Origin of the sequence: Desulfogranum japonicum DSM 18378, from assembly GCF_000429945.1 — a bacterium.
Taxonomy (GTDB): Bacteria; Desulfobacterota; Desulfobulbia; order Desulfobulbales; family Desulfobulbaceae; genus Desulfogranum; species Desulfogranum japonicum.
Map to the genome: position 1 here is coordinate 19,614 of NZ_AUCV01000005.1, position 26,145 is coordinate 45,758.

Annotated in this window: 24 protein-coding genes; 7 read left to right on the plus strand and 17 right to left on the minus strand. The window is 46.8% G+C overall.

Going from position 1 to position 26,145, the window contains the following annotated elements:
• Positions 1 to 171: 171 nt before the first annotated feature.
• The gene (locus G493_RS27990; RefSeq protein WP_084813442.1) at positions 172 to 525 is read left to right on the plus strand and encodes a putative signal transducing protein; all 354 of its coding nucleotides are present in this window, start codon (positions 172 to 174) and stop codon (positions 523 to 525) included.
• 356 nt (positions 526 to 881) lie between these two features.
• Here G493_RS27990 and G493_RS0105670 read toward each other — a convergent pair whose 3' ends face one another.
• The 3 genes from G493_RS0105670 to G493_RS0105680 form a co-directional block, all read right to left on the minus strand.
• Positions 882 to 1,751 (minus strand): radical SAM protein, encoded by an 870-nt coding sequence (locus G493_RS0105670; protein WP_028579594.1) that lies wholly within the window; start codon positions 1,749 to 1,751, stop codon positions 882 to 884.
• A gap of 203 nt (positions 1,752 to 1,954) precedes the next feature.
• Positions 1,955 to 2,959, minus strand: a complete 1,005-nt coding sequence (locus tag G493_RS0105675; RefSeq protein WP_028579595.1) for a YhdH/YhfP family quinone oxidoreductase — start codon at positions 2,957 to 2,959, stop codon at positions 1,955 to 1,957.
• An 87-nt stretch (positions 2,960 to 3,046) separates the two neighbouring features.
• Positions 3,047 to 3,637 carry a TetR/AcrR family transcriptional regulator gene (locus G493_RS0105680; protein WP_028579596.1) on the minus strand — a complete coding sequence of 197 codons (591 nt, stop codon included), beginning with the start codon at positions 3,635 to 3,637 and terminating at the stop codon, positions 3,047 to 3,049.
• A gap of 592 nt (positions 3,638 to 4,229) precedes the next feature.
• Here G493_RS0105680 and G493_RS0105685 point away from each other — a divergent pair.
• The 3 genes from G493_RS0105685 (at position 4,230) to hrpB (ending at position 7,987) form a co-directional block, all read left to right on the plus strand.
• Positions 4,230 to 4,619, plus strand: coding sequence for a hypothetical protein (locus G493_RS0105685; RefSeq protein WP_028579597.1), 390 nt, complete (start codon positions 4,230 to 4,232; stop codon positions 4,617 to 4,619).
• Between the two features lie 128 nt (positions 4,620 to 4,747).
• A complete protein-coding gene (locus G493_RS0105690; RefSeq protein WP_028579598.1) occupies positions 4,748 to 5,338 on the plus strand; it encodes an NAD(P)H-dependent oxidoreductase in 591 nt (196 codons plus the stop codon).
• A gap of 129 nt (positions 5,339 to 5,467) precedes the next feature.
• The gene (gene hrpB, locus G493_RS0105695) at positions 5,468 to 7,987 is read left to right on the plus strand and encodes an ATP-dependent helicase HrpB (protein WP_028579599.1); all 2,520 of its coding nucleotides are present in this window, start codon (positions 5,468 to 5,470) and stop codon (positions 7,985 to 7,987) included.
• Positions 7,988 to 8,168: 181 nt separating this feature from the next.
• On the opposite strand, the gene G493_RS0105700 is transcribed toward hrpB, so the two are convergent.
• The gene (locus G493_RS0105700; RefSeq protein ID WP_028579600.1) at positions 8,169 to 10,379 is read right to left on the minus strand and encodes a molybdopterin-containing oxidoreductase family protein; all 2,211 of its coding nucleotides are present in this window, start codon (positions 10,377 to 10,379) and stop codon (positions 8,169 to 8,171) included.
• A gap of 313 nt (positions 10,380 to 10,692) precedes the next feature.
• On the opposite strand from G493_RS0105700, the gene G493_RS0105705 reads away from it, so the two are divergent.
• Complete coding sequence (locus G493_RS0105705; protein WP_028579601.1) at positions 10,693 to 11,334, plus strand: TetR/AcrR family transcriptional regulator; 642 nt, start codon at positions 10,693 to 10,695, stop codon at positions 11,332 to 11,334.
• A gap of 381 nt (positions 11,335 to 11,715) precedes the next feature.
• Entirely contained in the window at positions 11,716 to 12,648 is a 933-nt protein-coding gene (locus G493_RS0105710) for an AraC family transcriptional regulator (protein ID WP_028579602.1), read from the plus strand.
• 174 nt (positions 12,649 to 12,822) lie between these two features.
• On the opposite strand, the gene G493_RS0105715 is transcribed toward G493_RS0105710, so the two are convergent.
• From G493_RS0105715 to G493_RS0105740, 6 genes are all read right to left on the minus strand, one after another.
• Positions 12,823 to 13,356 (minus strand): flavodoxin family protein, encoded by a 534-nt coding sequence (locus G493_RS0105715; protein WP_028579603.1) that lies wholly within the window; start codon positions 13,354 to 13,356, stop codon positions 12,823 to 12,825.
• 127 nt (positions 13,357 to 13,483) lie between these two features.
• Complete coding sequence (locus tag G493_RS27995) at positions 13,484 to 13,846, minus strand: cyclophilin-like fold protein (RefSeq protein ID WP_051309045.1); 363 nt, start codon at positions 13,844 to 13,846, stop codon at positions 13,484 to 13,486.
• A gap of 11 nt (positions 13,847 to 13,857) precedes the next feature.
• Positions 13,858 to 14,859 carry an alpha/beta hydrolase gene (locus tag G493_RS0105725; protein WP_205623644.1) on the minus strand — a complete coding sequence of 334 codons (1,002 nt, stop codon included), beginning with the start codon at positions 14,857 to 14,859 and terminating at the stop codon, positions 13,858 to 13,860.
• An 81-nt stretch (positions 14,860 to 14,940) separates the two neighbouring features.
• The gene (locus G493_RS34620; protein ID WP_028579605.1) at positions 14,941 to 15,507 is read right to left on the minus strand and encodes a sugar O-acetyltransferase; all 567 of its coding nucleotides are present in this window, start codon (positions 15,505 to 15,507) and stop codon (positions 14,941 to 14,943) included.
• Positions 15,508 to 15,547: 40 nt separating this feature from the next.
• Positions 15,548 to 16,738 (minus strand): iron-containing alcohol dehydrogenase, encoded by a 1,191-nt coding sequence (locus G493_RS0105735; RefSeq protein WP_028579606.1) that lies wholly within the window; start codon positions 16,736 to 16,738, stop codon positions 15,548 to 15,550.
• A gap of 227 nt (positions 16,739 to 16,965) precedes the next feature.
• The gene (locus G493_RS0105740) at positions 16,966 to 17,256 is read right to left on the minus strand and encodes a TIGR03905 family TSCPD domain-containing protein (RefSeq protein WP_051309046.1); all 291 of its coding nucleotides are present in this window, start codon (positions 17,254 to 17,256) and stop codon (positions 16,966 to 16,968) included.
• 466 nt (positions 17,257 to 17,722) lie between these two features.
• Between G493_RS0105740 and G493_RS0105745 the strand changes: the two genes are divergently transcribed.
• On the plus strand, positions 17,723 to 19,225 hold the full coding sequence (locus G493_RS0105745; protein WP_051309047.1) for a protein adenylyltransferase SelO: 1,503 nt from the start codon (positions 17,723 to 17,725) through the stop codon (positions 19,223 to 19,225).
• 78 nt (positions 19,226 to 19,303) lie between these two features.
• On the opposite strand, the gene G493_RS31845 is transcribed toward G493_RS0105745, so the two are convergent.
• The 7 genes from G493_RS31845 to G493_RS0105785 form a co-directional block, all read right to left on the minus strand.
• On the minus strand, positions 19,304 to 20,077 hold the full coding sequence (locus G493_RS31845; RefSeq protein WP_161629796.1) for a LutC/YkgG family protein: 774 nt from the start codon (positions 20,075 to 20,077) through the stop codon (positions 19,304 to 19,306).
• Complete coding sequence (locus G493_RS0105755) at positions 20,077 to 21,516, minus strand: LutB/LldF family L-lactate oxidation iron-sulfur protein (RefSeq protein WP_028579610.1); 1,440 nt, start codon at positions 21,514 to 21,516, stop codon at positions 20,077 to 20,079. Before G493_RS0105755 ends, G493_RS31845 begins: the two co-directional genes overlap by 1 nt.
• A gap of 1 nt (position 21,517) precedes the next feature.
• Positions 21,518 to 22,249, minus strand: a complete 732-nt coding sequence (locus G493_RS0105760) for a (Fe-S)-binding protein (protein WP_028579611.1) — start codon at positions 22,247 to 22,249, stop codon at positions 21,518 to 21,520.
• A gap of 8 nt (positions 22,250 to 22,257) precedes the next feature.
• Positions 22,258 to 23,577 carry a TRAP transporter large permease gene (locus G493_RS0105765; protein WP_028579612.1) on the minus strand — a complete coding sequence of 440 codons (1,320 nt, stop codon included), beginning with the start codon at positions 23,575 to 23,577 and terminating at the stop codon, positions 22,258 to 22,260.
• Positions 23,574 to 24,092, minus strand: a complete 519-nt coding sequence (locus tag G493_RS28005; protein ID WP_035273783.1) for a TRAP transporter small permease subunit — start codon at positions 24,090 to 24,092, stop codon at positions 23,574 to 23,576. Before G493_RS28005 ends, G493_RS0105765 begins: the two co-directional genes overlap by 4 nt.
• 71 nt (positions 24,093 to 24,163) lie before the next feature.
• Positions 24,164 to 25,216 carry a TRAP transporter substrate-binding protein DctP gene (gene dctP / locus G493_RS0105775; protein WP_161629797.1) on the minus strand — a complete coding sequence of 351 codons (1,053 nt, stop codon included), beginning with the start codon at positions 25,214 to 25,216 and terminating at the stop codon, positions 24,164 to 24,166.
• Positions 25,217 to 25,575: 359 nt separating this feature from the next.
• On the minus strand, positions 25,576 to 26,142 hold the full coding sequence (locus G493_RS0105785) for a flavodoxin family protein (protein WP_028579614.1): 567 nt from the start codon (positions 26,140 to 26,142) through the stop codon (positions 25,576 to 25,578).
• Positions 26,143 to 26,145 lie beyond the last annotated feature (3 nt).

A 26,145-nucleotide genomic window follows, 5' to 3' on the forward strand; every position in this document is an offset into this window, starting at 1 on the left:
ATGCTGCGACTTGCTGGTGGAACCAGTTCTGCGTGAACGTTGGCTGTTTTTTTAGATATTTATTATTTTCCGCGACCCTTAGGCTTAGGTGATGCGATCATTTTACGCGAAAGTGAGTACAACCGAGGGACCGGATTCTGGAAAACCGCATCTCCAGGACCGAACAAAAATATGAAGAGCATGAGAATATACTCCTCACCAAACTTTACAATGGTTGCTCACGTTAAAAATATCCTTGAATCTCGAGATATTAAATGTGTGATTCGGAACCAATATACCAGCTCTGCTCTTGGTGAGATTCCAATAAATGAATGTTGGCCAGAAGTATGTATTATTGATCCTGAACAAATTGAAATAGCAAAAGAAATCGTAAAGGAAATAATCGAACCACTCACAGACAATTTGCCTCCCTGGGAATGTTCTAAGTGCCATGAAATACTTGAAGGGCAATTTACTGAATGCTGGAATTGCGGCACAGAAAAAGACATGAAGAGTATAAAAGCTAACGGGCCAACATCAAGCTGATTAATTGGGCATTCATTGTTACGTAACGTGATCTCAGTGTTGGGTAGTGTGTGGGTAGTGTGGGAGATCCCTCATCTTCAGTGGCGTTTATTGAGGGGGCCAGAAAAGTCATTATTGCCCACCGCTACAGGTAACTTTCACATGAACAGGGGGGCGAGAAGCTTCACACGTACTCTTTCATGGCGACGTCGTCGCCATGAATCGCGGTGCTTGACCAGTCACCGTGAAAAGACTCGCCACATAATCGAGATGTCTTAACGTGCTTTTTTCCGTTTCCTGAGCAGCCCCCTAATGGGATAAGTAATCCAGGCTGATTACTGAAAAATTCAGTGGCCTGGGGGAGGTTACGACCCAGGTTAAAACGCCCTCAGGTAGTCAGGCTTGAGGCTGATCTCCCCGTTAAGTGCTCTGTCAATAAGGCGAATCGTTTCAGCTTTTTGCTCAGGAAGCCGCGCCTTAACCGGCAAATAGTTGGACGCATGGTTGGCATGAAAATATCCGTCTGTCAGTTCGGTATGTTCAATCATGGTCTGCAGTTCTGCAAGCATTTCCAAGGTATCGGGCAGCTGAAATTCGCCCCGCTCATACTCCTCATACAGTGGAGTTCCGGGATTGAGCATAAGACTTAGCCCACCGACGTACTTTGGATCAATGGCTGTGAGCACTCTGCCGGTTTCCCTGGCATGGATCTGAGAACGTTCCCGCCCGGCAACGCCGATCAGCACAGTCAGAGACAACGTCATTCCACTGGCTGTAAGCTTTTGGCCCATTTCAATCAGGCGCTTGCTGTCAGAGCCTTTACGAATCCTTTCAAGGGTCACATCATCTCCCGACTCAACTCCCATATAGGCAATATCCAAACCGGCCTGATGCAGTTCCTGTAGTTCCTGTTCTGACTTCATGGCAATACTCTTGGTATTGGCATAGATACCTATCCTGTTTACCCTGGGCAGTTTTTGTCTGATTTTCCCAAGGATATTAAGCAAACGCTTTTGCGGCACAATCAAGGCGTCACCATCGCAGATAAAAAGTCGCTCCTGCCATTTACAGTTCTGCTCGGCAAAGTCGATGTCTGCCATAATGGTCTCATCACTCTTAATGGAAAACCGGCTCCCCTTATACATATCGCAAAAGGTGCACTTGTTGTGGGAACAGCCGGTTGTAACCTGTAGTAAAATTGACTTCGCTTCACTTGGCGGTCGAAAGATGTTGCCCTGATAATCCATGTCTTTGCTCCTGATTCGTAATATCCTTCACTTCTCATGGTCATCAAGGGCGGCCATGTTTGCCGACCGCCCTTTTATATGAAAGTCTCTGGCAGAGAGCAGAAGGCACCATGCCGGAGTGATAAACTTTCACGGTTCGTTGTGGCTGGCTAACTTGATCCAGCCATGCTGGTTGGTTCGATTATTGCCGGCGTATAGGAGAATTATTTGCTCACCCTCACAATCGCACGACCGCGGTTCTTACCTTGGAGGATAAGATCAATACGTTCATCCAGGGCTTCCAGGTCAGGAAGTTCAGTGGTAATCTTGTCTAAATACTCAAGCTTCCAGTCTGAAGCGATTTTATTCCATACTGCCATTCTGGTATCAACCGGGCAGTTCACTGAATCAATGCCAAGCAGACTAACACCATTTAAAATAAAGGGATAAATTGAGGAGTGCAGTTCTGCAGAACCTACATTGCCGCAACAGGTCACAGAACCACCATATTTGGTTGTTTTAATAGCTGTTGAAAGAATATTTCCTGCAACGGTGTCGATTGCACCGGTCCACCTGGGTTTAAGCAATGGACGGCCACTTTTATCATCTGCTTCTTCAATGGAAATAACTTCTTTGGCCCCCAGTTCAAGTAAATACTCTTTTTCATCTTTAATGCCGTTAACCGCTATAACTTCATATCCGGATTTCACCAGAATAGAAACCGCGATGCTTCCAACCCCACCTGTTGCCCCTGTCACCAATACCGGGCCATCCTCAGGTTTCACCCCGTTATTGATCATCTTGTAGCAAGAAAGAGCTGCTGTGAACCCGGCAGTTCCATACACCATACTCTCGCGCAGGGTGAGATTTTCAGGCAGTTTTACGATCCAGTTTGCAGGTACACGTATATACTCCTGATAACCACCAGAATGGTTCATTCCAAGGTCATACCCTGTGATAAGTACCTCTTCACCTGGGGTGAAATTTTTGTCGATACTTTCCACAACCGTACCAGCCGCATCAATTCCCGGAGTGTGAGGGTAATAGCGGCTAACACCCTTGTTGCCGGTGGCTGAGAGAGCATCTTTATAATTGAGTGAAGAGTACTCAACCTTGATGATCACATCGCCTTCAGGAAGATCGTTAATTTCTTTTTGGATAATTTCACGGGTAAAGGTCTTGTTTTCGCCTTCAGTTACAACCATTGCTCTAAATTCCAAATTTTCCATGTTTTACTCCTTTTGTCTTGGCAATATGACCAGTCGTCTTGGGTTGAAGCGGATTATTTCTCTGTGGTGTCAGTTAAAGGTATTATATTAACGTAAAATAAGATCTCGTAAGCTTTGCTGAAAACTAAGCAGTGATTTTTCGTTCTTATTGGCCTTCATAATCACCAGTGCACCGAACCAGCTATTTCGTAGTGTTTCAGCTTTGAGGTGAATGTCACTTTCTTGAGGTAGATCACCTCTATCCTTAGCTTCCTGTAAACAATTGATAATGGGCTGATACTCTTGGTCAAAGGCTTTGCTTGCCTCTGCAGCTATCATTTCGCTAATATCGGCCATTTCAAGGGTAATGTTACATAAAAAACAGCCAAAAGAATACCGCCCTTTGCTGATGAAATGCTCTATCTTCATCCGATACAGGTTCTCAATACGTTCAAGAGGCGGAGTTTGCGTATCGGTGAGTATTTCTTCCATCACAGCAAGTTCCCTGCTGGTGAAATACTGCATGGCCGCAACCGCGAAATCTTCCTTGGAACTGAAGTAATTGTAGAAACTTCCTTTAGGAATACCCGCTGCATCGGTGATTTCTTTAACTCCGGTTGCGTTGTACCCTTTTCGGTAAAGAACCTTTAAGCCTTCTTTAATAATGATGAGTTTCTTTTCTTCCTGTTTTTCTTTCATGTAAAAAAAAATATATGACCAGTCGTCTCGAAAAACAAGTCTTATTTTATTTTTTTTATATTTACACGTTATATTAGCGTGTTACTGTTGTGTGTCTACAGTAAAGCTCTTGCATTACAATGAAGAAATTTGTACCGCCAAAATTGAACATTCTCCCAATCTGTTAGTTTGAGATAACTCCTGAAAGGGCTAATAACCTAGCACTTCTGAAAAACACGCCTTTTGCTGCTAATTGTGTGACCGTATTTTTTTCTAGCCAGTCACCAGAGGATAGTTGACATGCCCTGTGTAATCTATGATTCTTCGTAACTACTCATACCCCTCAGGTTGAACTTCTGTCACATCACCCGCTAAAGCCAACCGGATTGCTACCAGGGGATTAACCCCTCGGTTTGCCATTGCCTGAAGGTAACTACTCATAGGGGAAACGGGTAAAACTGAAATTCCCCTGTATCTGTAACTGGTTACAGGGTGTCTGGGGTTTTCGTAATCAGGATGGCGCAGCGTATTGGATCATACGTAAGCCAGGTTGATCGGGGAAGATCAGGTGCACTGTGAGCAGTTACCTTTATTCCATGAAGAGGATTCTACCATGATAATCAAAGGAGGACCTTCAGCATATTTAGCCAGTATCTGGTTACTTGCGATGGTGTTGGTAAATCCAGCTTATATATCTGCAGACTGCCTTAAAGACAGATATGGAGAGGCGTATTGTGGTGCCGGGCGATGTCTGGCCGATAGTAACGGTATAGTTTGGTGCTCTCGTCACTTTGATGGTGATGCAGAGCGTACTTCCGACGGCCAGGTGCTTTGTGGCAAGGGGCATTGCGCGAAACGCAGTGATGGTTTAGTGTTCTGTTCAACAGAGGCTGGTGGCGCTGTCCTGTTAGACAGTAGCGGGCATGTACGTTGTTACGGCCAGTGTGAGCCCGCTACCATAGAAATGTGTGAACATACTCGAGCCGGTAGCTCAAACAAATAAAAAATTCAGGCGGTCAGGTTCAGTTCCAGGTAAAAATGGAGTCCTGCTTGAATCTTCGTATGAAAATGCACCAGGTAAACTGGTGATTTTAGCGTTTTGTATACAAATAAAGCAATAGAGTACAGAAAATGAAAATATCAGTAATACTCGCTCATCCAGATCCTTCTAGCTTTAATCATGCTATAGCCAATACAACCATTGAGGTGTTACGGCAAAATGGTCATGAAGTAGCCTTCCACGATCTATATAAAGAGCGCTTTGACCCATGTCTTCCAGCTGCAGAAATTGCAAAAGATGCACTTCTGCCTTCTGAAATTCAACGGCATTGTCAGGAAGCTTCAGAAGCAGACGGCTTCGTTATCATTCATCCTAACTGGTGGGGCATGCCACCTGCGATTCTTAAAGGTTGGGTTGACAGGATTATGCGACCAGGAGTTACCTATGAATTTTTGGAAAATGACGGTGGCGAGGGGGTACCTAACGGTTTGTTAAAAGCAACAAAGGCTATTGTGTTTAATACATCCAACACAGAGACAGATCGTGAAATGAATACTTTCCTGGACCCTCTTGAAACCATTTGGAAAAACTGCATTTTTGACCTGTGTGGAGTTCGTGATTTCCATCGAAGAATGTTTAATATCATTGTAACGAGCACGGTGGAACAAAGAGAAATTTGGCTCAATGAAGTAAAGGAAACAGTCTCTACGAGTTTTTGTTAACTCGTGCCTGTCCATAAATGACTTTCTCGGAATCTTATACCTCGTTTACCTGCTTTCAAATGAAAATCTTTAATTTGGGTCAGGCACTCACTGACAAAAAACTATCTGATATACCTACCAAATACTAGTATGCAACTGCCCGATCTTCCCATTCGTGCAAGTTTGCCTGCCTTAAAAAAGGCTCTCACAGAAGGATCTGCCGTATTGGCCGCTCCTCCTGGATCAGGCAAAACTACCATTGTGCCTTTGGCACTTCTTGCAGAACCTTGGCTTGCCGGGAAAAAGATCCTTATTCTTGAACCACGGAGACTTGCCGCACGGGCTGCTGCAGGCAGAATGTCTTCTCTGAGAAATGAACAAGTTGGAGAAACTGTAGGGTATCAGATTCGTTTTGACAGGCAAGTTTCAGAGGCTACCCGTATTGAAGTGGTTACTGAAGGCATTTTAACAAGAAGATTGCAGGCTGATCCCGACTTGTCAGATGTGGGACTCGTTATCTTTGATGAATTTCATGAGCGTTCAATTCATACAGATCTGGCCTTGGCACTTTGTCTTGATATCTCACAACTGAAGGAAGACTTGCGACTGTTGATTATGTCCGCAACCATGGATACTGTTCCCATTGCTGAGCTTCTCGGTGACGTGCCCATTATTACAGGGACGGGACAAAGCCATGAGGTAACCATTGAATATCTGGACCGGGAACCACGGGGCCATATCAGCGACACAACCACTGCAGGGATCTGCAGGGTGCTGTCTAAGCATAAAGGGGATGTATTGGTCTTCCTCCCTGGAATTGGAGAGATCCGAGGAGTAGAACGAACCCTTCGCAACGAAATCCAGGATCAGGATTTGTTCATTCTGCCACTGTACGGCAACCTGACCCAGGAGGATCAATATCGCGCAATACTGCCCGATGCAAGCGGTAAGAGACGAGTGATTCTGGCCACCTCCATTGCCGAGACAAGTCTGACCATTGAAGGCATTACTCTTGTAGTTGACAGCGGTTGGTCACGCAGGGCGCAATTTGAAGAAGCGTGCGGTCTCAGCCGGCTGGTAACTGTAAGAGTATCAAAAGCGACTGCTGATCAGCGTGCAGGGAGGGCAGGGCGCCTTGCTCCCGGACATTGTTTTCGTCTATGGACCAGGAAAGAGCATTATAGCTTCCCACCTTTTCATCCTCCGGAAATTGTTACCGCAGATCTTTCCCCTTTAGCCTTGGAACTCGCCCTGTGGGGAGTCCATGATCCTTTGGAACTGCAATGGATCAATCCTCCCCGTGCTGGTGGTTATGCCCAGGCCATTGCGCTGCTGCAGACCCTTGAGGCTGTTGACGGGTCAGGCCGTATTACTCCCGCTGGACGCCAGATGGCCAGCTTACCCGTGCACCCCCGGCTCAGCCATATGCTCATTCAAGCGAAAAAAAATGGCCAGGGTGCATTGGCATGTGATATCGCAGCCCTGGTTTCGGAACGAGATATATTGCAACGTGGCATTACCAATAGCACTGCTGAGATCAGTGTCCGTTGGCAGCTCCTGCAACTATGGCGAAAAAAGGGCAATACTGCCGTCCAGCGGGAAGGAGGAGACCCCAAATCCTGTCGTCTGGTTGACAGGGCCGCCAAAATATTCCGGAGCGCCATCAACGTGAAATTCAGCCCCGGTGATGAACAGGAAATCGGTCATCTTCTGGTCAATGCTTATCCTGACCGGGTTGCCAGGAGAAGAATGGGAAGTCGACAGAGATATCAACTGGCCAACGGCAGGGGAGCAGCTCTATTGCCAGAAGATCCTTTGACTGCAAGTGAATATGTAGTTGTATCCAATCTCGATGCAGGCAGGCAAGAGGGACGAATTCATCTCGCTGAGGCAATTGATATTTCAATACTGCAGCAGCAACACAGCAGTATTTTTATCAGGAAACGTGAGGTTACCTGGGACGATGCTGCTAAAAGGGTAGCAGCACAGAATCTTCTCTGTCTCGGTGAGATTATTGTTGAAGAAAAACCATTGTCAGACCTGAGGGCTGAAGAAATGGTCGGGGCAATGCTCGATGGCATTCGACAGAACGGATTGGAGTGTCTCCCCTGGGACAGGGAAACGCGACAACTGCAAGCTCGTGTTACTTGCCTGCGCCAGTGGCAACCACAGCAAAATTGGCCAGATTTGAGTTCCAATACCTTAATTGACGATCTTGGCTGGCTTGAACCCTACCTTGGTGGAGTGAATCGCTTAGAGCAGCTTAAACAGATTAAGCTACTGGATGTTTTTAATACTATGCTTGGGTGGGAAAAACAGCAGCAGTTAGCTCGAGAGGCGCCTGCAAAGATTTTGGTACCAAGTGGATCCAATCTGCGTTTGGATTATCTCTCAGGGGAATTGCCTGTACTTGCGGTCCGTATCCAGGAAATGTTTGGTTGCACCGACACACCTACTGTTTGCGGTGGCCAGGTTACTGTCTTGCTTCATCTGTTGTCTCCTGCAGGACGCCCCGTCCAGGTAACTTCGGACCTGGCCAGCTTTTGGCAACGGAGTTATCCAGAAGTTAAAAAGGAGTTAAAGGGCCGCTATCCAAAACATTTCTGGCCCGATAATCCGTTGGAAACACCTCCCACTCGGCGGACAAAACCAAGAAAGAAGAATAGGTAACTGCTCACAGCGCACCTGATCATTCCGCGATCAGCCTGGCTTATGTATGACTCAATACGCTGCACCAGCCTGCTTGCGAAAACCTCAGGCACACTGTAACCAGTTACAAATATGGGAGATATTCAAGCTTATTCGTATCTCCTGTGAGTAGTTACATCCGGGCTAAGTTTGCATGGTTATTTTATGACCCTGAAGTGGAAGTACTGTTCTCCACCTCTTTTTCTACGCGACACAACAAGGCAGAATGTGGCCAGCTGCCTATTTCCGGACTGCAAAATTCAGGATCATCCGGACAGAGAACATTCGCGTTTGATTCAAAAACGCCAAAAAGTTCCGGAAGTTTCGGGTCACGCTCGGGGAACCACCAGGAATGTTGTATGTCAACCATCTTGGGATGCATTACATCCGTAATTTTTACCCGCTGGCGTATCGAGCCAAGCGGCGTGGAGATCACGGCCCAGTCGCCTTCGGTCAATCCTAACTTTTCAGCTGTTGAAGGATGTATTGAGACCAAAGGATCCGGTACTTTCTGGCGTGCCTTTTCGATTTGCCGCTGTTCTGATTGATACATGGGCATGAAGCGGCTTCCTGTGATGAGGATGAGCGGATATTCCTCTGCCAGCTGCGGATTTCCCACTGGGCTCCACACAGGCTCATGGTATTGAGGAAGAGGGGCTGCGCCCAGTTCTTCAAAAATTGAGGATTTCAGCTCAACCTTACCCGAAGGAGTGCCGAATCCGAACTGTTCGTAGCGGCGATATTCCTTTTTGCCAAAAACACCGTACTGGTCCACCAGTTGCTTGAATGTCAAGCCAACCGGTTCCAAAGCGTGGTCATATACTTCTTCGATATTTTCCCAGGGCCAATATTCTTTCTGGCCCAACCGCATACCAAGCCCGCGGTAAAAGTCATAACTGTTACGCCGCTCAAATATTGGCTCAATACCCTGCGGGCAGGCCATGCAAAATCCCCCGGTCAGCCAGAGCTCAGAGGTTTCCACAGTTGAAGCTGCCGGAAAAACATAGTCAGCCATCGCTGCAGACGGGGTCATGTAGTAATCCACAACCATATAAAGCTGCAGTGCCTGCAGAGCCTCAAATACTTTTTTCGTATTGGGCAGGGCTAGAAGCGGGTTGTTTGCCAGTGTTATTGCAGCTGTTACCGGATAGGGCTTGCCGGTAATAATAGCGTCCATAACCTCTCTGGCATGTGCCAGGTTGGAATGCCAGGCCTCAGGGGCGGCCATGTATCCTTCTGGTAGTTTCTTGTTTGCGGCCGTGTTTTTTTCCCACCCGGGGAAGCCGAAAAATGGATATTTGTCCACGCCAAGCTGCTTGGCTTTTTGATGCTCCGGCATCATGTCGTTGAGCTCAAAATATTCCCAATCCCTGATTTTTCCTATATCACCGGCAAGGGAAAAGACCTCGCCTCCAGGGATTTCCAGGTTGCCGGTAATGGCTCGGATAATTGCCCGGCCCCTTGCACATTGCGTGGCATTGACGCCCTGTTTATCCAGACCAAGTCCGAAAGGAATTACTGCCGGGCCGTTTGTGGCATACATTCTTGCCGATTGTTGAATAAGATCAACAGGCACGCCAGTGATCTCTGCAACCTTTTCCGGAGTATAGCTCTCAACCGCATCTTGTAATTCATCAAAACCAATGGTCCAGCGGGATACAAATTCATGGTCATACAGATCCTCAGCAATAATCAGGCGAATCCAGCCTAGCATTAAAGCGAGGTCCGTGCCCGGCCTAATCTGCAGCCATAAATCTGCCTTTTCTGCCTCTCTGGTTCTTCTGGGATCAATGATTATCAGTTTGGCCCCTTTTTTTCGAGCTGCAAGAATTTTAGGATAGAGATTAATCGGATTTGATTGTGACGCATTACAACCCCATAGAACAATGCATTTGGCAGCAGGTACTTCGCTGCCCATAATCATGCCGCCATAGGTCGCAAATTCCGTGGCATAGCTTGGGCACATGCAGATAGTATTTACTCCGCAGGTGTTGGGAGAACCGAAGAGATTGAAAAAGCGGCGGCAATCCCAGTGGTATGTTCGTTTGGTCCCGTGGGTAAAGGCGAGTGTCTCGGCCCCGTATGTATCCCTTAAATGTGAGAGTTTTTCAGCTACCTCATCCAGTGCCTGTTCCCAGGATATCTGTTGCCAGCGGCCTTCTCCTTTTTCACCAACTCTCTTTAAAGGATGATTCAGTCGTTGCGGATGATAGAGGTGATCCCGCATCAGCCGGCCACGTTCGCAGATGACTCCTCGGGTGATTGGATGATCCGGATCGCCGGTTACTTTTACAACCTTGTCGTTTTCAATATGCAACAGGGTTCCACATCGCGGGTGGCAAAGACCACAATAGCTTCTACGAATTTCTTTCATGTGTGTCTCCAGACTTGGTTGAGAATAGTACGTTTTCTGCCCCTTGGCTTATGGATCGACCAATCTCTATGGGAGTATTTTATTATACAACTCAGCAGGGTATTCCCGTTCATCAAAAAGAGGAAGTAGCAACTGTGTATGCAGATACATGTTTTTTACATGCTGTTATACTGTTTTCTTATCGCGATATAGTATTTCACATATGATGCAATGTATGTCAAAATAGACTGGCAGTCAATTTTAAATCGACTATGAGTCGAAAAAGCTTTTTAGGCACACCGGGGCTCTCCGAACAGGGACCAAGAGGATAAACATGAAAAAATCCACTACCGTTGCAACTCAATCTGGCCAAAAGAATACTCGTCGAATCGGTGCACCATCAGGACCGAGAAGGTCGGATCAAAGACGGGCAACGTTAATAGAAGCTGCAGGCAAGCTCTTTGTTGAGCAGGGCTACGAGGCGACCACCATGGATGAAATCGCTGCTGCCGCCAATGTGGCAAAAGGCACACTGTATCATTATTTTTCAAACAAAGCTGAATTGCTTCAAGTCTTAAGGGAAGGTTTTGAATCAGAAGTTATGAAACGTATTCGTTCACGTGTAGATATGTGTCATGATGATGATTGGCGAGGTCGTATCAAAGCGTGGATAGATGGAGCCGTTAATGCCTACTTTGCAATGCAGGAGCTTCATGACATAGTTATCTACAGTACTGGCATGCCATTTCGCAACGCAATGGCGGATGCTGAAATAACCAGATATCTTGCTCAGTTGATTCGTGATGGCGTCCAGGCAGGAGCCTGGAAGGTTGATGATGAGCACTGGACTGCTGTGGTCATGTTTTACAGCTTTCGGGGCGGTTGCGATGAAGCCATAATAGGAGCCCAGCGCCCGGAAGATATTCCGGAAAAGCTGAATACATTATTTTTAAAAATACTAGATGTAACTACGTGAAGGTTGGTTGCCCCATGATGCCATAGAGGCAGTAATGAGTATTTTCCGGCAAATATAAAGACTCCTTTATACTTTGTGATGTGCTTTTTCTTTCTGTCTACGTCTGGGCTGGGGATATTGTCAAAGTAGCTGGCTACTGGTAAAAGATATCCGTCCTTGACGATATATCGTCCAGTTTTTTCACATTAACTTCATAGAATCGGTTGCCATGTTTAAATCTCAAATTGTCAGAGGCAGTTCTTGTACTTATAATCAATCAAGCGGCTTCAAATTTGCTTAATTGATCCTCCACAGCCCTTGCCTGATTTTCCAGGAATACATTGGTTTGCAAAAGATCATCGTTTGATTCATATGTGAGAAATTTTCAAAAGGAGGGATGTTATGAGTTCTGAAAGTACAATGTCAGAGCAGGATGAGCGTACTCTGGCCGCCTCACTTGCTACTTTAACAGAACGACTGGACCATCTCACCTTAGCTCAGCGAAATGAGCCAACCACAGCATATTCTGCCTTGTCTATTTACCGGCAGGAAGAGCCTACTGAGTTGACCAGTTATATGCAGGAACCAAGCATTTGTCTGATCGCGCAGGGGAATAAACGCGTCGTACTTGGTGAAGAAGAGTATGTGTATGATCAGCACCATTACCTGGTAACATCAATAGATTTACCATTGGTGGCACAGATCATGGAAGCAAGCAGGGAAAAGCCTTATTTGGGATTGGTACTGAATTTGGAAAGGAAAATCATAGCCCAGATGATGTTGAATAACGATATCTCGATTAACCGCTCCCCATCTGCTGATCGATGTATCGGGGTGAGCAAGATATCCCTGCCGGTTGTACAGGCTATTCTGCGTTTGCTTGATCTGCTTGAGCACCCTGATGATATTCCCATCCTTGCCCCTCTTATTCAGAGGGAGATTTTATATCGTCTGCTCACAGGCGAGCAGGGACAGCGTTTACTGCAGATTGCAATGCTTGGAAGTCACAGTAGCCAAATAGCGCGTGCAATTGACTGGTTGAAGGAAAACTACGACAGAACCATTAAAATAGATGATCTTGCCGCCTACACAGGGATGAGCACGTCAAGTCTTCATCATCATTTCCGGGCAATGACAGCTATGACGCCGTTGCAGTTTCAGAAGAGGCTGCGCCTGAACGAGGCCAGGCAACTCATGCTTATGGAACAGAAAGATGCTACTACAGCAGCTTTTGAGGTTGGTTATGAAAGCCCTTCGCAGTTCAGTCGTGAATACAGCCGTCTGTTCGGAGCCCCTCCTTCCCGGGATATAAAAAGACTGCTTGAAGCAACATAACTGGTTGCAGTGCACCTGATCTTACCGCGATCAGCCTGGCTTATGTCTCCCCTATGAGTAGTTGCGAAGCAACGCCACAATAATAGCTGATATCATTCGCAGCTTATCTCATCTTAGTATTGCTCGTCACCTCTTTTCTTTTTTGGGAAGAAAAGAGGTGATGCAACGTATGCGCTACGCATTTTTCCCCATGGTATACGCTTCGCTCATGGCATTGGTATTTTTTACCTTGCCAGCGTCCCAAATACCGGTAACAGAGATTGTTCCTTTTTCAACAACATCCAGACAGTCTGTGAAAGTTCTGAAGCTTTGAAAAGTGCTTTCTACTGGCAGGCTTCCTCCGGCAGCGGAAGCGATAAAATATACGTCTGTATTGTGGATCATAGGATACGCAGGGCAGACTCGATCGATGAAGGTTTTCATCTGCCCATTAAAGGAACGAAAATAGACAGGGCTGGCCAATACCAGAATATCTGCGGCAACTATTTTGGTCAGGATTTCATTCATATCGTCCTGCTGGACACATGCTCCGGGTTTACCGATGCAGGTGCAGCATCCTGTACAATAGTTGATGTTTTTTTCTGATAATCGTATTTTTTCCACACTGTGGCCGGCATCCCAGGCGCCTTTCCTGAATTCGTCACATAATATGTCTGAATTACCGTTCTTTCTTGGGGTAGATGATAGTATTAGTATTTTTTTGCTCATGATATTTTTTATGCGCTTGCCAACAAAAATCAGCCATTCTTTTTAATACGGTACGTATGACGCACCCTACCTTTCGCATGGACCCGAACCGTAGGGTGCGCGTCACACGCACCATCAAAATTACTTGTTATTGCAGAGTAATGGTGACAGAGATCTGTTCATCAAGAGTATCCATTATTGAAGGCTGAACAGTTATTTTGCCGAGTGTCACCATATTGCCGTACTGTTGTGAAATCTCTTCATCCTTATAGAGGATGGCAAAATAGTTGCCATCTGCCGCAAATGCGAGATCTCCATTTGACCATCCGTTACGCAGCTCACTTTGGTTATAGGAAAGGGCTTTCATCACACCGCAGTAGTCATGCGCATACCTCTGAAGTTTCACTGTATAAGGGAGCATGTCTATAAGTTCTTTGGACGGAGTACTGTCGTTCAAGACTGCAGGGATTACCGCTTCTCCGATGGTCAAGAGTATTTCTGTTTTATTCATTTTGTTTCTTCTTATTTCAAAGACTCCTGGAAAAAAGAGGTGATTTTGTCAAACGGGATCATATCCACTCTGTCATACAGATCAATGTGTCTGGCGCCGGGAACAATAACGAGTTCTTTGGGTTCGGCGGCCATTTCATATGCATCTTCCGTAAAGTATCTTGAGTGAGCATTCTCGCCCATGATGAACAGAATAGGTCTTGGTGAAATTGATTGAATATAGCTCAACAAAGGAAAATTCATGAAAGCCATATTGCTTGTCAGTGTAAATGGGCCGTGTGACCGTGGGTGGTGACCACGGGCCATTCCATAATATTCGAAGAACTCGCTTGAAATAGGGTCTAATCCTTCGGGAATGGAAGCAGCCGCTTCTTCTGGGAATCCTGGAGGTAAGAATGGACTACCGTTTTCGAAATCCTTCCAGCGTTGCTCTCCAAGCTGGTCAAGGGTTTTGTTGCGCTGTTCATCGGTCATTCCGTCTTTCCATCCGTTACGGATTACACGGCTCATATCATACATACTCACCGTGGTAACGGCCTTGATACGGTGATCAACCTGTGCCGCGGTAAGGGAGAATGCGCCGCTGCCACAGATGCCAATCACACCAATTTTATTTTTGTCAACAAATGGGCGTGTCCCGAGAAAATCAACTCCGGCACTGAAATCTTCAACAAAAATTTCTGGAGATGATACGTGTCTTGGCTCTCCGCTGCTTTCTCCATTGAAAGATTCATCAAAGGCAATGGTAATAAAACCCCTCTCTACCAGGGTTTGTGCGTAAATGCCTGCTCCCTGCTCTTTCACACCGCCATAAGGGGTACCTACAACAATGGCTGCATATTTTTTTGATGTATCTATATCTTTTGGCAGATACATATCTGCAGCTATGGTGATTCCGTATCTATTGGGATAGGCAACTTTTTCGTGGACGACCTTTTCACTTTTCGCAAAGGTTTTATCCCATGCGGCATCTTCTGCCCAGGTAACACCGGTTATGAATACAAGCGTACTCATCACTAGTATTATCGAGATTGTATGGAACAAATTTGTTTTCATGTTCGTCTCCATTTTTAAAATTATATTCCCCGCGTGTCTTTATTTGATTACTTTCTGCATTTTTGCTGGTACCCCTGCAACAATACAGTCGGGTTGAACATCCTTGGTGACAACGGCACCAGCAGCAACAATTGCATTATCACCTATCGTCACACCGGGTAGGACTGTCGCGTTTGCCTCTATCCATACGTTTTTGCCAATGACAACGGGGAGTGGATAGATTGTTTGTCTCTTGTCTGCTGCGATGCCATGATTCAGAGTACACAACACAACATTCTGGCCTATCTGCGTATCGTCACCGATGGTAATTCCGCCGTAATCTTGAAAGGTACAGCCGGTATTGAAAAAGACATTTTTTCCTATTGTGATATTTTTGCCAAAGTCGGTGTAGAACGGAGGAAACATAAAGAAGGAGTCATCAATATCTGTTCCTGTTAATTGAGCAAACAGCGAACGTATTTCGTCTGGATTATGGTATGATCCATTCAGTTGTGCAGTAATCCGCAGTGCTTCGTTGCTGTGTTTGACCAAGAGGGCGTGTGCTGTAGTTCCAACGACAATCGGTTCCCCTTGTTTGATAATTCTTCTGATTTCGTTCGATTTCATAGCGTTTCTCCCTGTATCCAGATACCTTTAAGGTGAACTTTCACAAGGCTGTCTTGAGTACGGTAACAATATCGTCTTTGCTCATGGCAGGGCGGCTAAGGAGTTTGCCCTCACCGTCACGCAGTACCAGCGCAGAATCTTCCGCATATTGGGCAAGCAACTCATCACCGATGCCAACTTCTTTAAGTCGTGTTGGGCAGCCTATGGACTTGAGGAATTCCTCATAGGCAGCAATACCTGCCAGAGCACAATCCATATCATCGTTACTCTTTGCCTGGAGTCCAAAAATACGCTCGGCAAACTGTACAAATTTGGTAGGACGATGGTTGGCGGCAAATTTCATCCATGCAGGATTGACGATTGCCAGGCCAGCACCATGGGTGATGTCGTGGTGGGCGGAGATTGCATGTTCGATCATGTGCACAGGAAAACCGGCCGGGTTCATGCCTGCAGCCATGAATCCATTCAAAGCAAGGATGGAAGCCCACTGCAGTTGAGCACGTGCTTCAAGATCGTTGCCATCGGCAACTGCTCTTTTACCATATTCAATGGTGTTGAGAATAATACCCTCGGCGAAATGATCTTGAATGGGGGTACCATCAATACCGTTGAAATATGCCTCGGTTACATGGACAATGATGTCGCAGACACCATAGGCGGTCTGGTCTTGAGGGACGGTTAAGGTGAGTTCAGGGTCTACAACAGCGGCAGTAGGATAGAGCGCATCAGACTGTACAAACGATTTTATTTTGGTTTCTTCATTACTGATGACCGCAGCAGCGTTCATTTCCGACCCGGTCGCAGCGAGAGTCGGGATAGTAACAACAGGAAGTGCTTTTGTTGGGATAACCCAGTCTTCCTGGCCATGGCCAATCAGATCCCATGGATCGCCATGGTAAAGGGCTGCTGCTGCAATAACTTTGGAGGCGTCCATGGTAGATCCTCCGCCCAGGGCAACGATAACATCACAGTTTTCCTCACGAGCGATTTGCGCACCGCGGGCAACGGAAGTGATTCTCGGATTGGGTTCAATGCCAGAGCACTCGACGACTGTGACACCAGTCTGTTCAAGTGATGTAACGGCACGTTGGAATGTGCCGTTACGTTTCACACTGCCTCCACCGATTACCAGGAGTGCTCGAGAGCCTTTTTCTTTTACGATCTCTCCAAGGCGATTGAGGGAACCTGCACCAAAAATAAGACGGGTGGGATTATAAAATTCAAAATTCATTGTGTTCTCCTTGCTGGGGCTAATGAATGGGCATCCTGATTGGATGCTTCCACTATATGCCCATAAAGGAAAACCTGTTAGAACGATACTCCAGAGTTATTGTCTGATTCTCCAAAATGACAGAGAGGTCATTGGTGTTTCTTTTTTTTGAAACTGACTTTGTCAAGCTTTCCGTCTGTTGTCAGTCTTTGTGATAAAAAACGGATACACCGGTTGAAACTGTTTAATCAGCGGATAGAAAGCTGTTTTTCAAGGGTTTTTGCAAGTTGATCTGTGCATGAGGTACCTTTGTTGCCACAGATAATACCTTTTAACTTCTCAATGACTTCTTCTGCCGGCATACCTTCGAGCAATACTGAGATTGCACTGAGATTTCCCTGGCATCCACCAACAAAATTAAGATTGTGTACTCTGCCTTCTTCTAAACTGAATGTGATTTTTTTCGCACATACTCCCTCTGGAATAAAGCTCTCACCTTCGTTATCTCTTGCAAATTCAGCTATATTTAAAAATTGCATAAAAAAATCCTTAACGTAATTCTTTAAAAATAAAATCAAAAACACTCCGTAAATACACCTGCATCAAGTGACCTGCAATTGGTTTTTTCAGCAAAGATAACTGCTCACAGTGCAATTGATCTTTTCGCGATCAGCTTGGCTCAGGTATGACCCGATACGCTATATAAGTGGATACCAGCAAAGTAAGCATAATATGAGCCCTGACCAGGATTTTGAGCGAGTTTTTTTGAAATGCGAAAGGTACACCTGCCACGACTGCTTACCTATTGGCTGGGGGGTAATATGGTTACCCTGTTGATTCTTAATAACGAACGCATTAACAGACTTTTGCTCTGAAAATATGCGCAGGTCATATTTTTCCTGCCTTTGAGTATTTTGTAATTATCATCAGTTGTGCTTGAAAAAGTGAGAATGATTCCTAGAATGTATGTGTGTTGCTACCTAACTTAAGCTTGAGAGACATGACATGCAATCCACTACGGTCAATGGGAATCATTCTGCTGGTTTTGATAATACCTACATTCGCCTTCAAGAGAAGTTTTTTCATCACTGTAACCCTGACAAGGTGCCTCAACCTCGACTGATCTGTTTTAATAACGAGTTGGCAGACCATTTAAACCTTCGCCTCCAGGGGTTGAGTGATATGGATTTGGCCGGCTATTTTTCCGGCAATATGCTGTTTGCTGATTCTGAGCCCATTGCCATGGCATATGCCGGCCATCAGTTTGGTTCTTTCGTTCCCCAGCTTGGGGATGGAAGAGCCATTCTTCTTGGAGAAATTGTTACTCTAAAAGGGAAGAGGTACGACATTCAACTGAAAGGTTCAGGACGTACCAGGTGGAGCAGAGGCGGTGATGGCAAGTCTGCCCTTGGCCCTGTCATTCGCGAATATATTGTCAGTGAAGCGATGCATGCTCTTGGTGTACCAACTACCAGAGCACTGGCTATGGTGACCACCGGTGAAGAGGTGTTGCGCCAGACCGGTAAATTGCCGGGCGGTATACTTACCAGAGTAGCCTCTGGTTATATGCGCATCGGGACATTTGAGTATTTTCTTGCAAGAAATGATCTGGAAGCCATCGGTCAACTGGCAGATTACGCCATACGCCGTCACTATCCTGAAGCAGCCAGGGATGAAAATCCTTATATCAGTTTTTTCAAACAGGTCTGTGACAGGCAGGCAGCACTTGTAGCCAAATGGATGCAACTTGGTTTCATTCATGGCGTTATGAACACCGATAACACCTCCATTTGCGGTGAGACCATTGATTACGGCCCCTGTGCCTTCATGGATGAGTATGACCACAATACCGTATTCAGCTCCATTGATATCCATGGCCGCTATCGTTATGGCAATCAGGGCGGCATCATTCTCTGGAATCTCAGCAGTTTGGCCCATTGCCTTTTCCATCTGTTTGACGAGGACGAAGATACCTCCCGTAGCCTTTACACCCCTATCCTTGAACACACCCAGGTGCAATTTCTACATAACTGGCAACAGGGAATGTTGAAAAAAGTAGGCCTGAACAAGGTGGAGGAAAAAGATATTGAATTAGTTGAGAACTATCTCGATATACTCCGGGAGCAAAACGTTGATTACACCCTGGCGTTCAGGTACCTGGCAGACAATATCAACCGAAATACGCTTTCAGGGCGGTATTCTGCCCTTTTTAAGCGTCCTGAAGAACTGGATAACTGGATGTTACAATGGAAAAAGAGGTTATTGCGGGAATCTGCTTCCGGCGCAAATATTGTTTCTTTAATGAATAGAACAAATCCCGCCTATATTCCCAGGAACCACAGGGTTGAAAAAGCGATTCAGCAGGCTGAAAAAGAAAACAGGTTTGAAGAGATACAGCGCTTTATGGACGTGTTGAAGAACCCTTTTTCAGAACAACCTGACACCGCAGAATATATGCTGCCTCCTACAACAGAGGAGCGAGTATTGCAAACTTTCTGTGGAACGTAGGAGAAGTCCGGGGAAGCCGCTTTCCCCGAATCAGGGCTGCGGAAAATACTGTTCGCGAAGTCAGGTGTATGGTTGTGCTTATTGTTCTTCACCTATAATAAACAGGTGCAATTCCCGAGGGCCGTGCGCTCCGTGAACCATTATAAGTTCGATGTCCCCGGTTTTACTGGGGCCGGATATGAGGGAAAGGTTGTTGGTCAGGCCTTCCTTACGTTCGGCTGGATCCCATTTGAGCAGAGTGTAGAGTTCCTCGAGGGTTGAAAGGAGTTTTTTCTCTTTAACAACAGCCACGTGGATGGATGGAACCAGAGAAACCGATCGGCTCTGTCCGGGACGACTTCGAAGGGCAAGAGTTGCTGTTGCCGCCACACAGTAATCTGCAGAAGTAATGCCGATAAATGACTGTTCCACCTGGGCTCGAAACTGTTCTTTTTGACTGGATGGAATTGGCCTGGCCTGGTCTGTAACGTCAAAAATCGGGGTCGTATGAATAGGGATTCCCGATAACTCCGGCAGAGATTCCAGCTTGAGTTGGTTTATTAATGGATGATCCCAGCGGCAGACATGTTTTTCCGTTCCCCATTCAGGTGACTTTTCCTTAATTAACGCGGCAATGGCCTCTGCAGTCTCTTCCAGGCTACTATGTTCGTGCAGGTTAACATACAGGGGGCCTGTGACCTCGCGGAGCCTCGACATGTTTGCGTTATGCTGGGCAGATGTGCGCTGTTGGATCTGTGTAAGCACTATTTTTTCATGCTCAGAAGGCTCGGTGGTGAAAAGGTCTTCTGCAGGTTTTGATCCCTGTGATCTTCCCAGCGCTTGTTTGATGGTACTTATGAACGTCTGTTGCATTATTTTTTCCCCTCCTGTTTCTCCTGCCATCTCTGCATAAAGGTTTTTGGTGCCAGAGGCTGCATGTTGCGTTGGCTGGTCCAGCCATTAAAAGGGTAGGGGAGCTTCCTGATCATGCCATCCTGGGTGGGGAGAATTTTTTGTGCTTTTCGTGCCACTGCATAAAAAAGGTTATATAACGTGCGATTGCCGTTAACAAACTGCCAGCAGCGAAAGAGCCATCTTTCCTGGTTGCGGGCTGGTTTGACCTGCCAGCTGGGATCACCTTCGGAGAGCTTGGATCGTAAGGCCAACAGCATCCTCGGCAAATTGATTTCCAGTGGACAAGCCTGTCTGCACGCACCACAAAGAGATTCGCCCGAACAGAGATCTGAGGCATCGTTGATGCCAAATAGCAGGGGCGTTACGACAGCCCCGACAGGGCCACTGTAGGCTGATCCGTAACTGTGACCACCAATTTTTCCGTAGACCGGGCAGATGTTCAGGCAGGCCCCGCAACGAATGCAGCAGAGCATTTCCCTGAATGTCTCATCAGCCAGGATCTTTGAACGTCCATTATCCACAATGATCAGATGGAACTGCTCCGGCCCGTCACTGTGGCCGGGGGCAGCCGGGCCGCCAACATAACTCACATAGCCGCCGATCTGTTGGCTCGCAGCACCCATGGACATAAGACGGAGGATAGCCTGCTGCTCCTCCAGATTGGCAACGATGCGCTCCATTCCCATGACCGCAACATGCAATTTGGGCAGGGTGGTTGCCATGCGAATGTTGCCCTCGTTGGAGACTGTGGTGATATGTCCGGTTTCTGCGCAGGCAAGGTTACAGCCGGAAATACCCATATCAGCTGTCAGGAATTTTTCGCGCAGTGCCCTGCGGGCATCCTGGGTCAGGGTTGGTGGGTCATCGGTGTAAGGAGTGCCAAGTTTTTCTGTAAACAGTTCTCCTATCTGTTCGCGGGTTTTGTGGATGGCCGGAGCCACGATGTGCGTTGGCCGTTCACCGGCAAGTTGGATGATATATTCGCCCAGATCGGTTTCGGTCACCTCGATACCCGCCTGTTCCAGGCCATCATTGAGTCCGATTTCTTCGGTGACCATGGATTTACCCTTGACCACAGTGCGAACATGATTTTCCAGGGCAATGCGCACACAGATTTCCACAGCATCTTCAGCTGAGGGTGCAAAATGGACCTGCCCTCCATGGGACCGGATATTTTCTGCCAGGGTCTCCAGAAGAACATCCAGGTTATCAATAGCTTTACGGCGATACTGATGTGCAATTTTTCGCAGTTCCTGGCCTTCCGGCAGTGTATTGTACAGCTTTTTGGTTGCAGGTCCCAAACGTCCCTGCAGGCTGGTGAGGGCAGACTGCAGTACTGGATCTGCAATGGCTTTATGGGCGTTCTGTTTATACTTTTCCGAGTCTATCCCAGCCATATCATCTCTCCGCCAGCAACTGGGCAATATGTTTTACTTCAACCGATGCATTGATACGACTGAGCATACCCTGAATATTCATCAGACATCCCATGTCGCAGCCAGTCACCACCTCTGCGCCGGTTTGCAGAATGTTGTCCACTTTCTCTTTGAGAATGGCTTCGGAAATGTCTGAATATTTCACGGCAAAGGTGCCGCCAAAACCGCAACAACGATCTGCGTCTTTCATCTCGATCAGTTCCATCTCCCGGATATGGGAGAGCAGGGCTCTCGGTTGCCTGTCTACACCGAGAAAACGATTCAGGTGACAGGACGCATGGTAGGTGACCTTGCGGGCAAATCTGGCGCCCACATCCTCGGCCTGGAGAACATCCACCAGATACTGGGTAAACTCATAGGTTTTGGCGCCGACTTTTATGGCACGTTTTTGCATTTCAGGATCGTCTGCAAACAGTTCTGGGTAGTGATGGCGTACCATATTAACACAGGAACCTGAAGGCGAGATAATGATCTCTGCCTCTTCAAACAGGTCAATGAATTTACAGGCAGCTGCCTTGGCAACCTGACGGTGCCCGGAGTTGAATGCGGGTTGGCCGCAGCAGGTCTGGCTGGTTGGGCAGGAGACCTGAATGTTCAGGTCCTCCAATACCTTGACCATGGCCTCTGCGACATCCGGGTAAATAGTATCAATAATGCACTGGACAAACAGTGTGACAGGTGGTGTGTGCTTCATGGTTTATGTTAATTGATCAGGTGCGAGGGCATCCAGGTAATGATCTGGGGAAAGAGTATAAGCAGCAAAATGGCTAAAACCTGCAGGCCGACAAAGGGCATGACTCCTTTGTAAATGTCCACGGTTTCAACGCCTGGAGGAGCAATGCCTTTAAGGTAAAAAATCGAATAGGCAAAGGGTGGCGTCAGAAAGGAAATCTGCAGATTCACCATAACAAGCACTGCAAACCAGACAGGATCAAAACCAAGTTCAGCCGCTATGGGAGTAATCAGGGGAACAATGATGAACAGGATTCCCATCCAGTCAATGAACATTCCGCACAGTACCAGGAGCAACATGATGGCAGCCAATACGCCCCATTTACCCATGGGCAGTTTCATAAAGAGAGAGGTGATAACCTCGTCGCCTCCCAGGGTAACAAAGACCGTGGAAAAGAAACTGGCGCCAATGGCGATCATCATGATCATTGCAGTGATGGTCAGGGTTTGCTGACAGGCTTCCTTTACCACTGAAAAATTCAGTTTGCCATATGATGCAGCCAGCAGCATGCTGGCAACTGCACCCACGGCTGCAGCCTCTGTAACAGCAGCAATGCCAAAGAAAATTGAGCCCAGCACAGAGAAAATAATACAGGCAGGCGGGATAACTGAGGTCAGCAGTATTTTAATTTTTTGTCCACCTGTTGTCTGCCGTTCTTCAACTGGCAGTGGGGGCCCGTCCTGGGGTCTGAGGTAGCAGCGGATAGCTATGTAGAGCATGTAGAGTAAGACGAGCAGCAGGCCGGGCATCAGGGCGCCAAGAAAAAGTTTGCCCACTGATATGCGTGCAATGGGGCCGTAGACAATGATCATGACGCTGGGAGGAATCAGTATACCCAGGGTACCTCCTGCGCAGATCGCCCCGCACGCCAGAGATTTGTTGTACTTTTTTTCCAGCATTACCGGCAGGGCCATCAGGCCTATGGTGATCTCAGATGCTCCGACAACACCTGTTGCCGCGGCAAAGATAGCTGAAATGGCTATGGTGGAAATACCAAGTCCGCCACGGAATCGACCCCAAAGGATGTGCATGGCATTGAACAGACGTTCGGCCATGCCTGATTTTTCCATGAAAACACCCATGAATAGAAACAGCGGCACTGCCAACAGGGTGTAGTTTTTCATCAGGCCGAAAAGGCGGGTGATGAACAGACCGAAGATGTCCATGCCCATATTACCGGCACCAAAAAGAAAGGCCACACCACCTAAGACAAAGGCTGTGGGGTAACCGAGAAAGATGCCTGCGAACAGGACAGCAAACATGAGGAGAACTGAAATTTCCGGACTCATTTGACTTCTTCTCCTCCACAGATGAAAACAAGGTTGCGGAGCACTTCTGCCAAGCCTTGCAGCAGGAGCATGGAGACAGCGATCGGCATAACGGTTTTAAATGGATAGATAATTGGCTGCCAGTATCCCTGCATGGAACGTTCTCCTATTTCCCAGGAAAACTGTACATAAGGAATCAAAGCATAGAGTATGCCTCCCCAGAGGGGAAAGAACAACGCGAGATACATCACGATATCAATTACAGCTCTGGTCTTTCGCGAAAAGAGTCTGTAAAAAATATCTATGCGCACATGCTGTCTTCTCTTTAACGTCCAGGCTTCTCCCATCAGGAAGAAGGTGCCCCCAATCATATAACTCAGGTCAAAGGACCATTTTGTGGGTGCATCGAGCACGTAACGGGAAAATATTTCGTAGCTGATTATTGCGGTCAGCACCAGAACCAGCCAGATGATCACCTTGGCGGTTAACTCACTGACACTGTCTATGGTGCGGATTATACATCGAAGAGCGTTCATGGAAAATGACCTGCAAACAATAAAGGAGTCACCCGATCTGCAGGTGACTCCTCCATAGATACGTGGGAATATCAGTAGGAAGGCTGCATGAGTTTCTGGTACTCATCATACCCTTTTCTGAAATTTTTCTGTGATTCGTATACTTTCTTGAAAAAAGGATCTTTCTCACCTTTGGCTATCATCAGGGTCTCTGCCTTTTTGGCAAGCTCTTTCTGGATTTCAGGAGAAAGGTATTGGATTTTTACGCCTTTTTCTTTGAAGAACTCCAGGGCAGGAACATCTGCTTTAATGCATTTTGTCAGAATTTCCAGGGTGGTGGCTTTTGCGGCAACATCGATGATTGCTTTCAGATCGTCTGGAAGTTTGCTCCAGGAGCGTTTATTGATCTTCAGGTCAAGAATGGTGCTTGTCTGGTGGATACCGGGCAGAAGCAGGTAATCAGCAATTTCGTAAAACGCCAGATCTTTATCCATGCTGGGAATGGAGAATTCACCTGCATCCAGCACCTTTCGCTGGATAGCCTCATAGACCTCTCCGGCAGGCAGCATCATTACCGAGGCGCCGGCATCGCTAAGGATTTCACCCCAGTACCCGGAGGTGCGGAATTTCAGACCTTTGAAATCTTCCATCGTGGTGATGGGTTTGTTAGACCATGCCAGGTCTTCACTGGGAATGATACCGCAGGGTGCTGCATATCCATAGTCAAACTTTGCATAGAGTTCTGCAAAGAGCTCCTTGCCTTCGCCTTCGTACATCCAGGTCAGGAAAGGAATAGGTTCCATACCAAAAGGGATGTAGCCAAATAACGGTGCTGCTGGTAACTGGCCAACGGAATAGCTGGCAGAACTGTGTGCCGCATCAATGGTACCCATGCGAACTGCGTCAGCAACTTCCAGTGCTCCCATGAGAACACCTGCCGGATAGCTTTTAATGGTCAGCCGACCGCCGCTCATTTTGCTTACCTTGTCGGCAAAATCGTTGGCAGCTTCCTGTAAAATAGTTCCATCCGGCCAGGATGTAGCCATTTTCCAAACAATTTTATCCTCACTGAAGGCGCTGGTCGTACACAGCAGTGACAGTGAGAAGCAGACCAGTGTGGCCAGGATTGCGCATGGTGTCCGCATGACAGAAACCCCCTGATAATTGGTGAGTGACAATCCGGAAATGATTTTTTTGTTCAGGTTTTGCAGGGCGCTCAAAATAATCCGATGAATATTGAGTATATACCTGTGGCAAAATGTATCGCATATCTCGAAGTTGAACAAAAAAACTCTGTGTTTCAGGATAGGCACCGGTAATATGGTTTATGGAACTTACTGTGAGAGCGCAGTTATTAACAGCGCTGTGAATGAATTGTCAATCATTTTTGTCTGTATGGCAAGGAATGCTGATGCTTTGCTTTTGCTTCATGGAAAACGATCCGCACATTTTTGTCTGTTTGCTGGACCACAGATACAGAGGTGTGGCCAGTAAATCCGATTGATTATATGACCAGTTCTCTGGCCAGTTGTTCCGCTTCCATGGCAAATGTGCTGATGTCGGTATTGGGCATCATGTCCAGCCCTTTGGCAACAATGGGCAACACCTTGAAACCGTACATCTCCAGATACATGGTATAGCGGTCAAGTACGTCTTCGTGTTCTGAGGAACGGGCGACCTGGGCCAAAATCAGCACGGCAATTTTTCCTGCTTCCAATCGGCTTGCATTTTCGGGGTCTTTTTTATATTCAGGTCCGATGAGGGACCACATACGGTCGTAAAACAATTTGAACTGCCCGCTCGCATCGCCAAAATAAATTGGTGTTGAAAATACCACAACATCTGCTGTGTACATCTTGTCGAGAATCTCAGTCGCGTCATCGCGGAGAATACATTTATCTGATCTGGTATGACACCCTTCGCATCCCTGACAACCACGATATTGCAATCCATTGAGGTAATAACTGTAAATATCTGCGCCTCTGCGTTCTGCTGTTTCAGCGAAAGCTTTGGCAATACGAGCAGAAGTTCCGTTTTTCCTCGGGCTGCCCAGAATATTTAAAATTTCCATCTG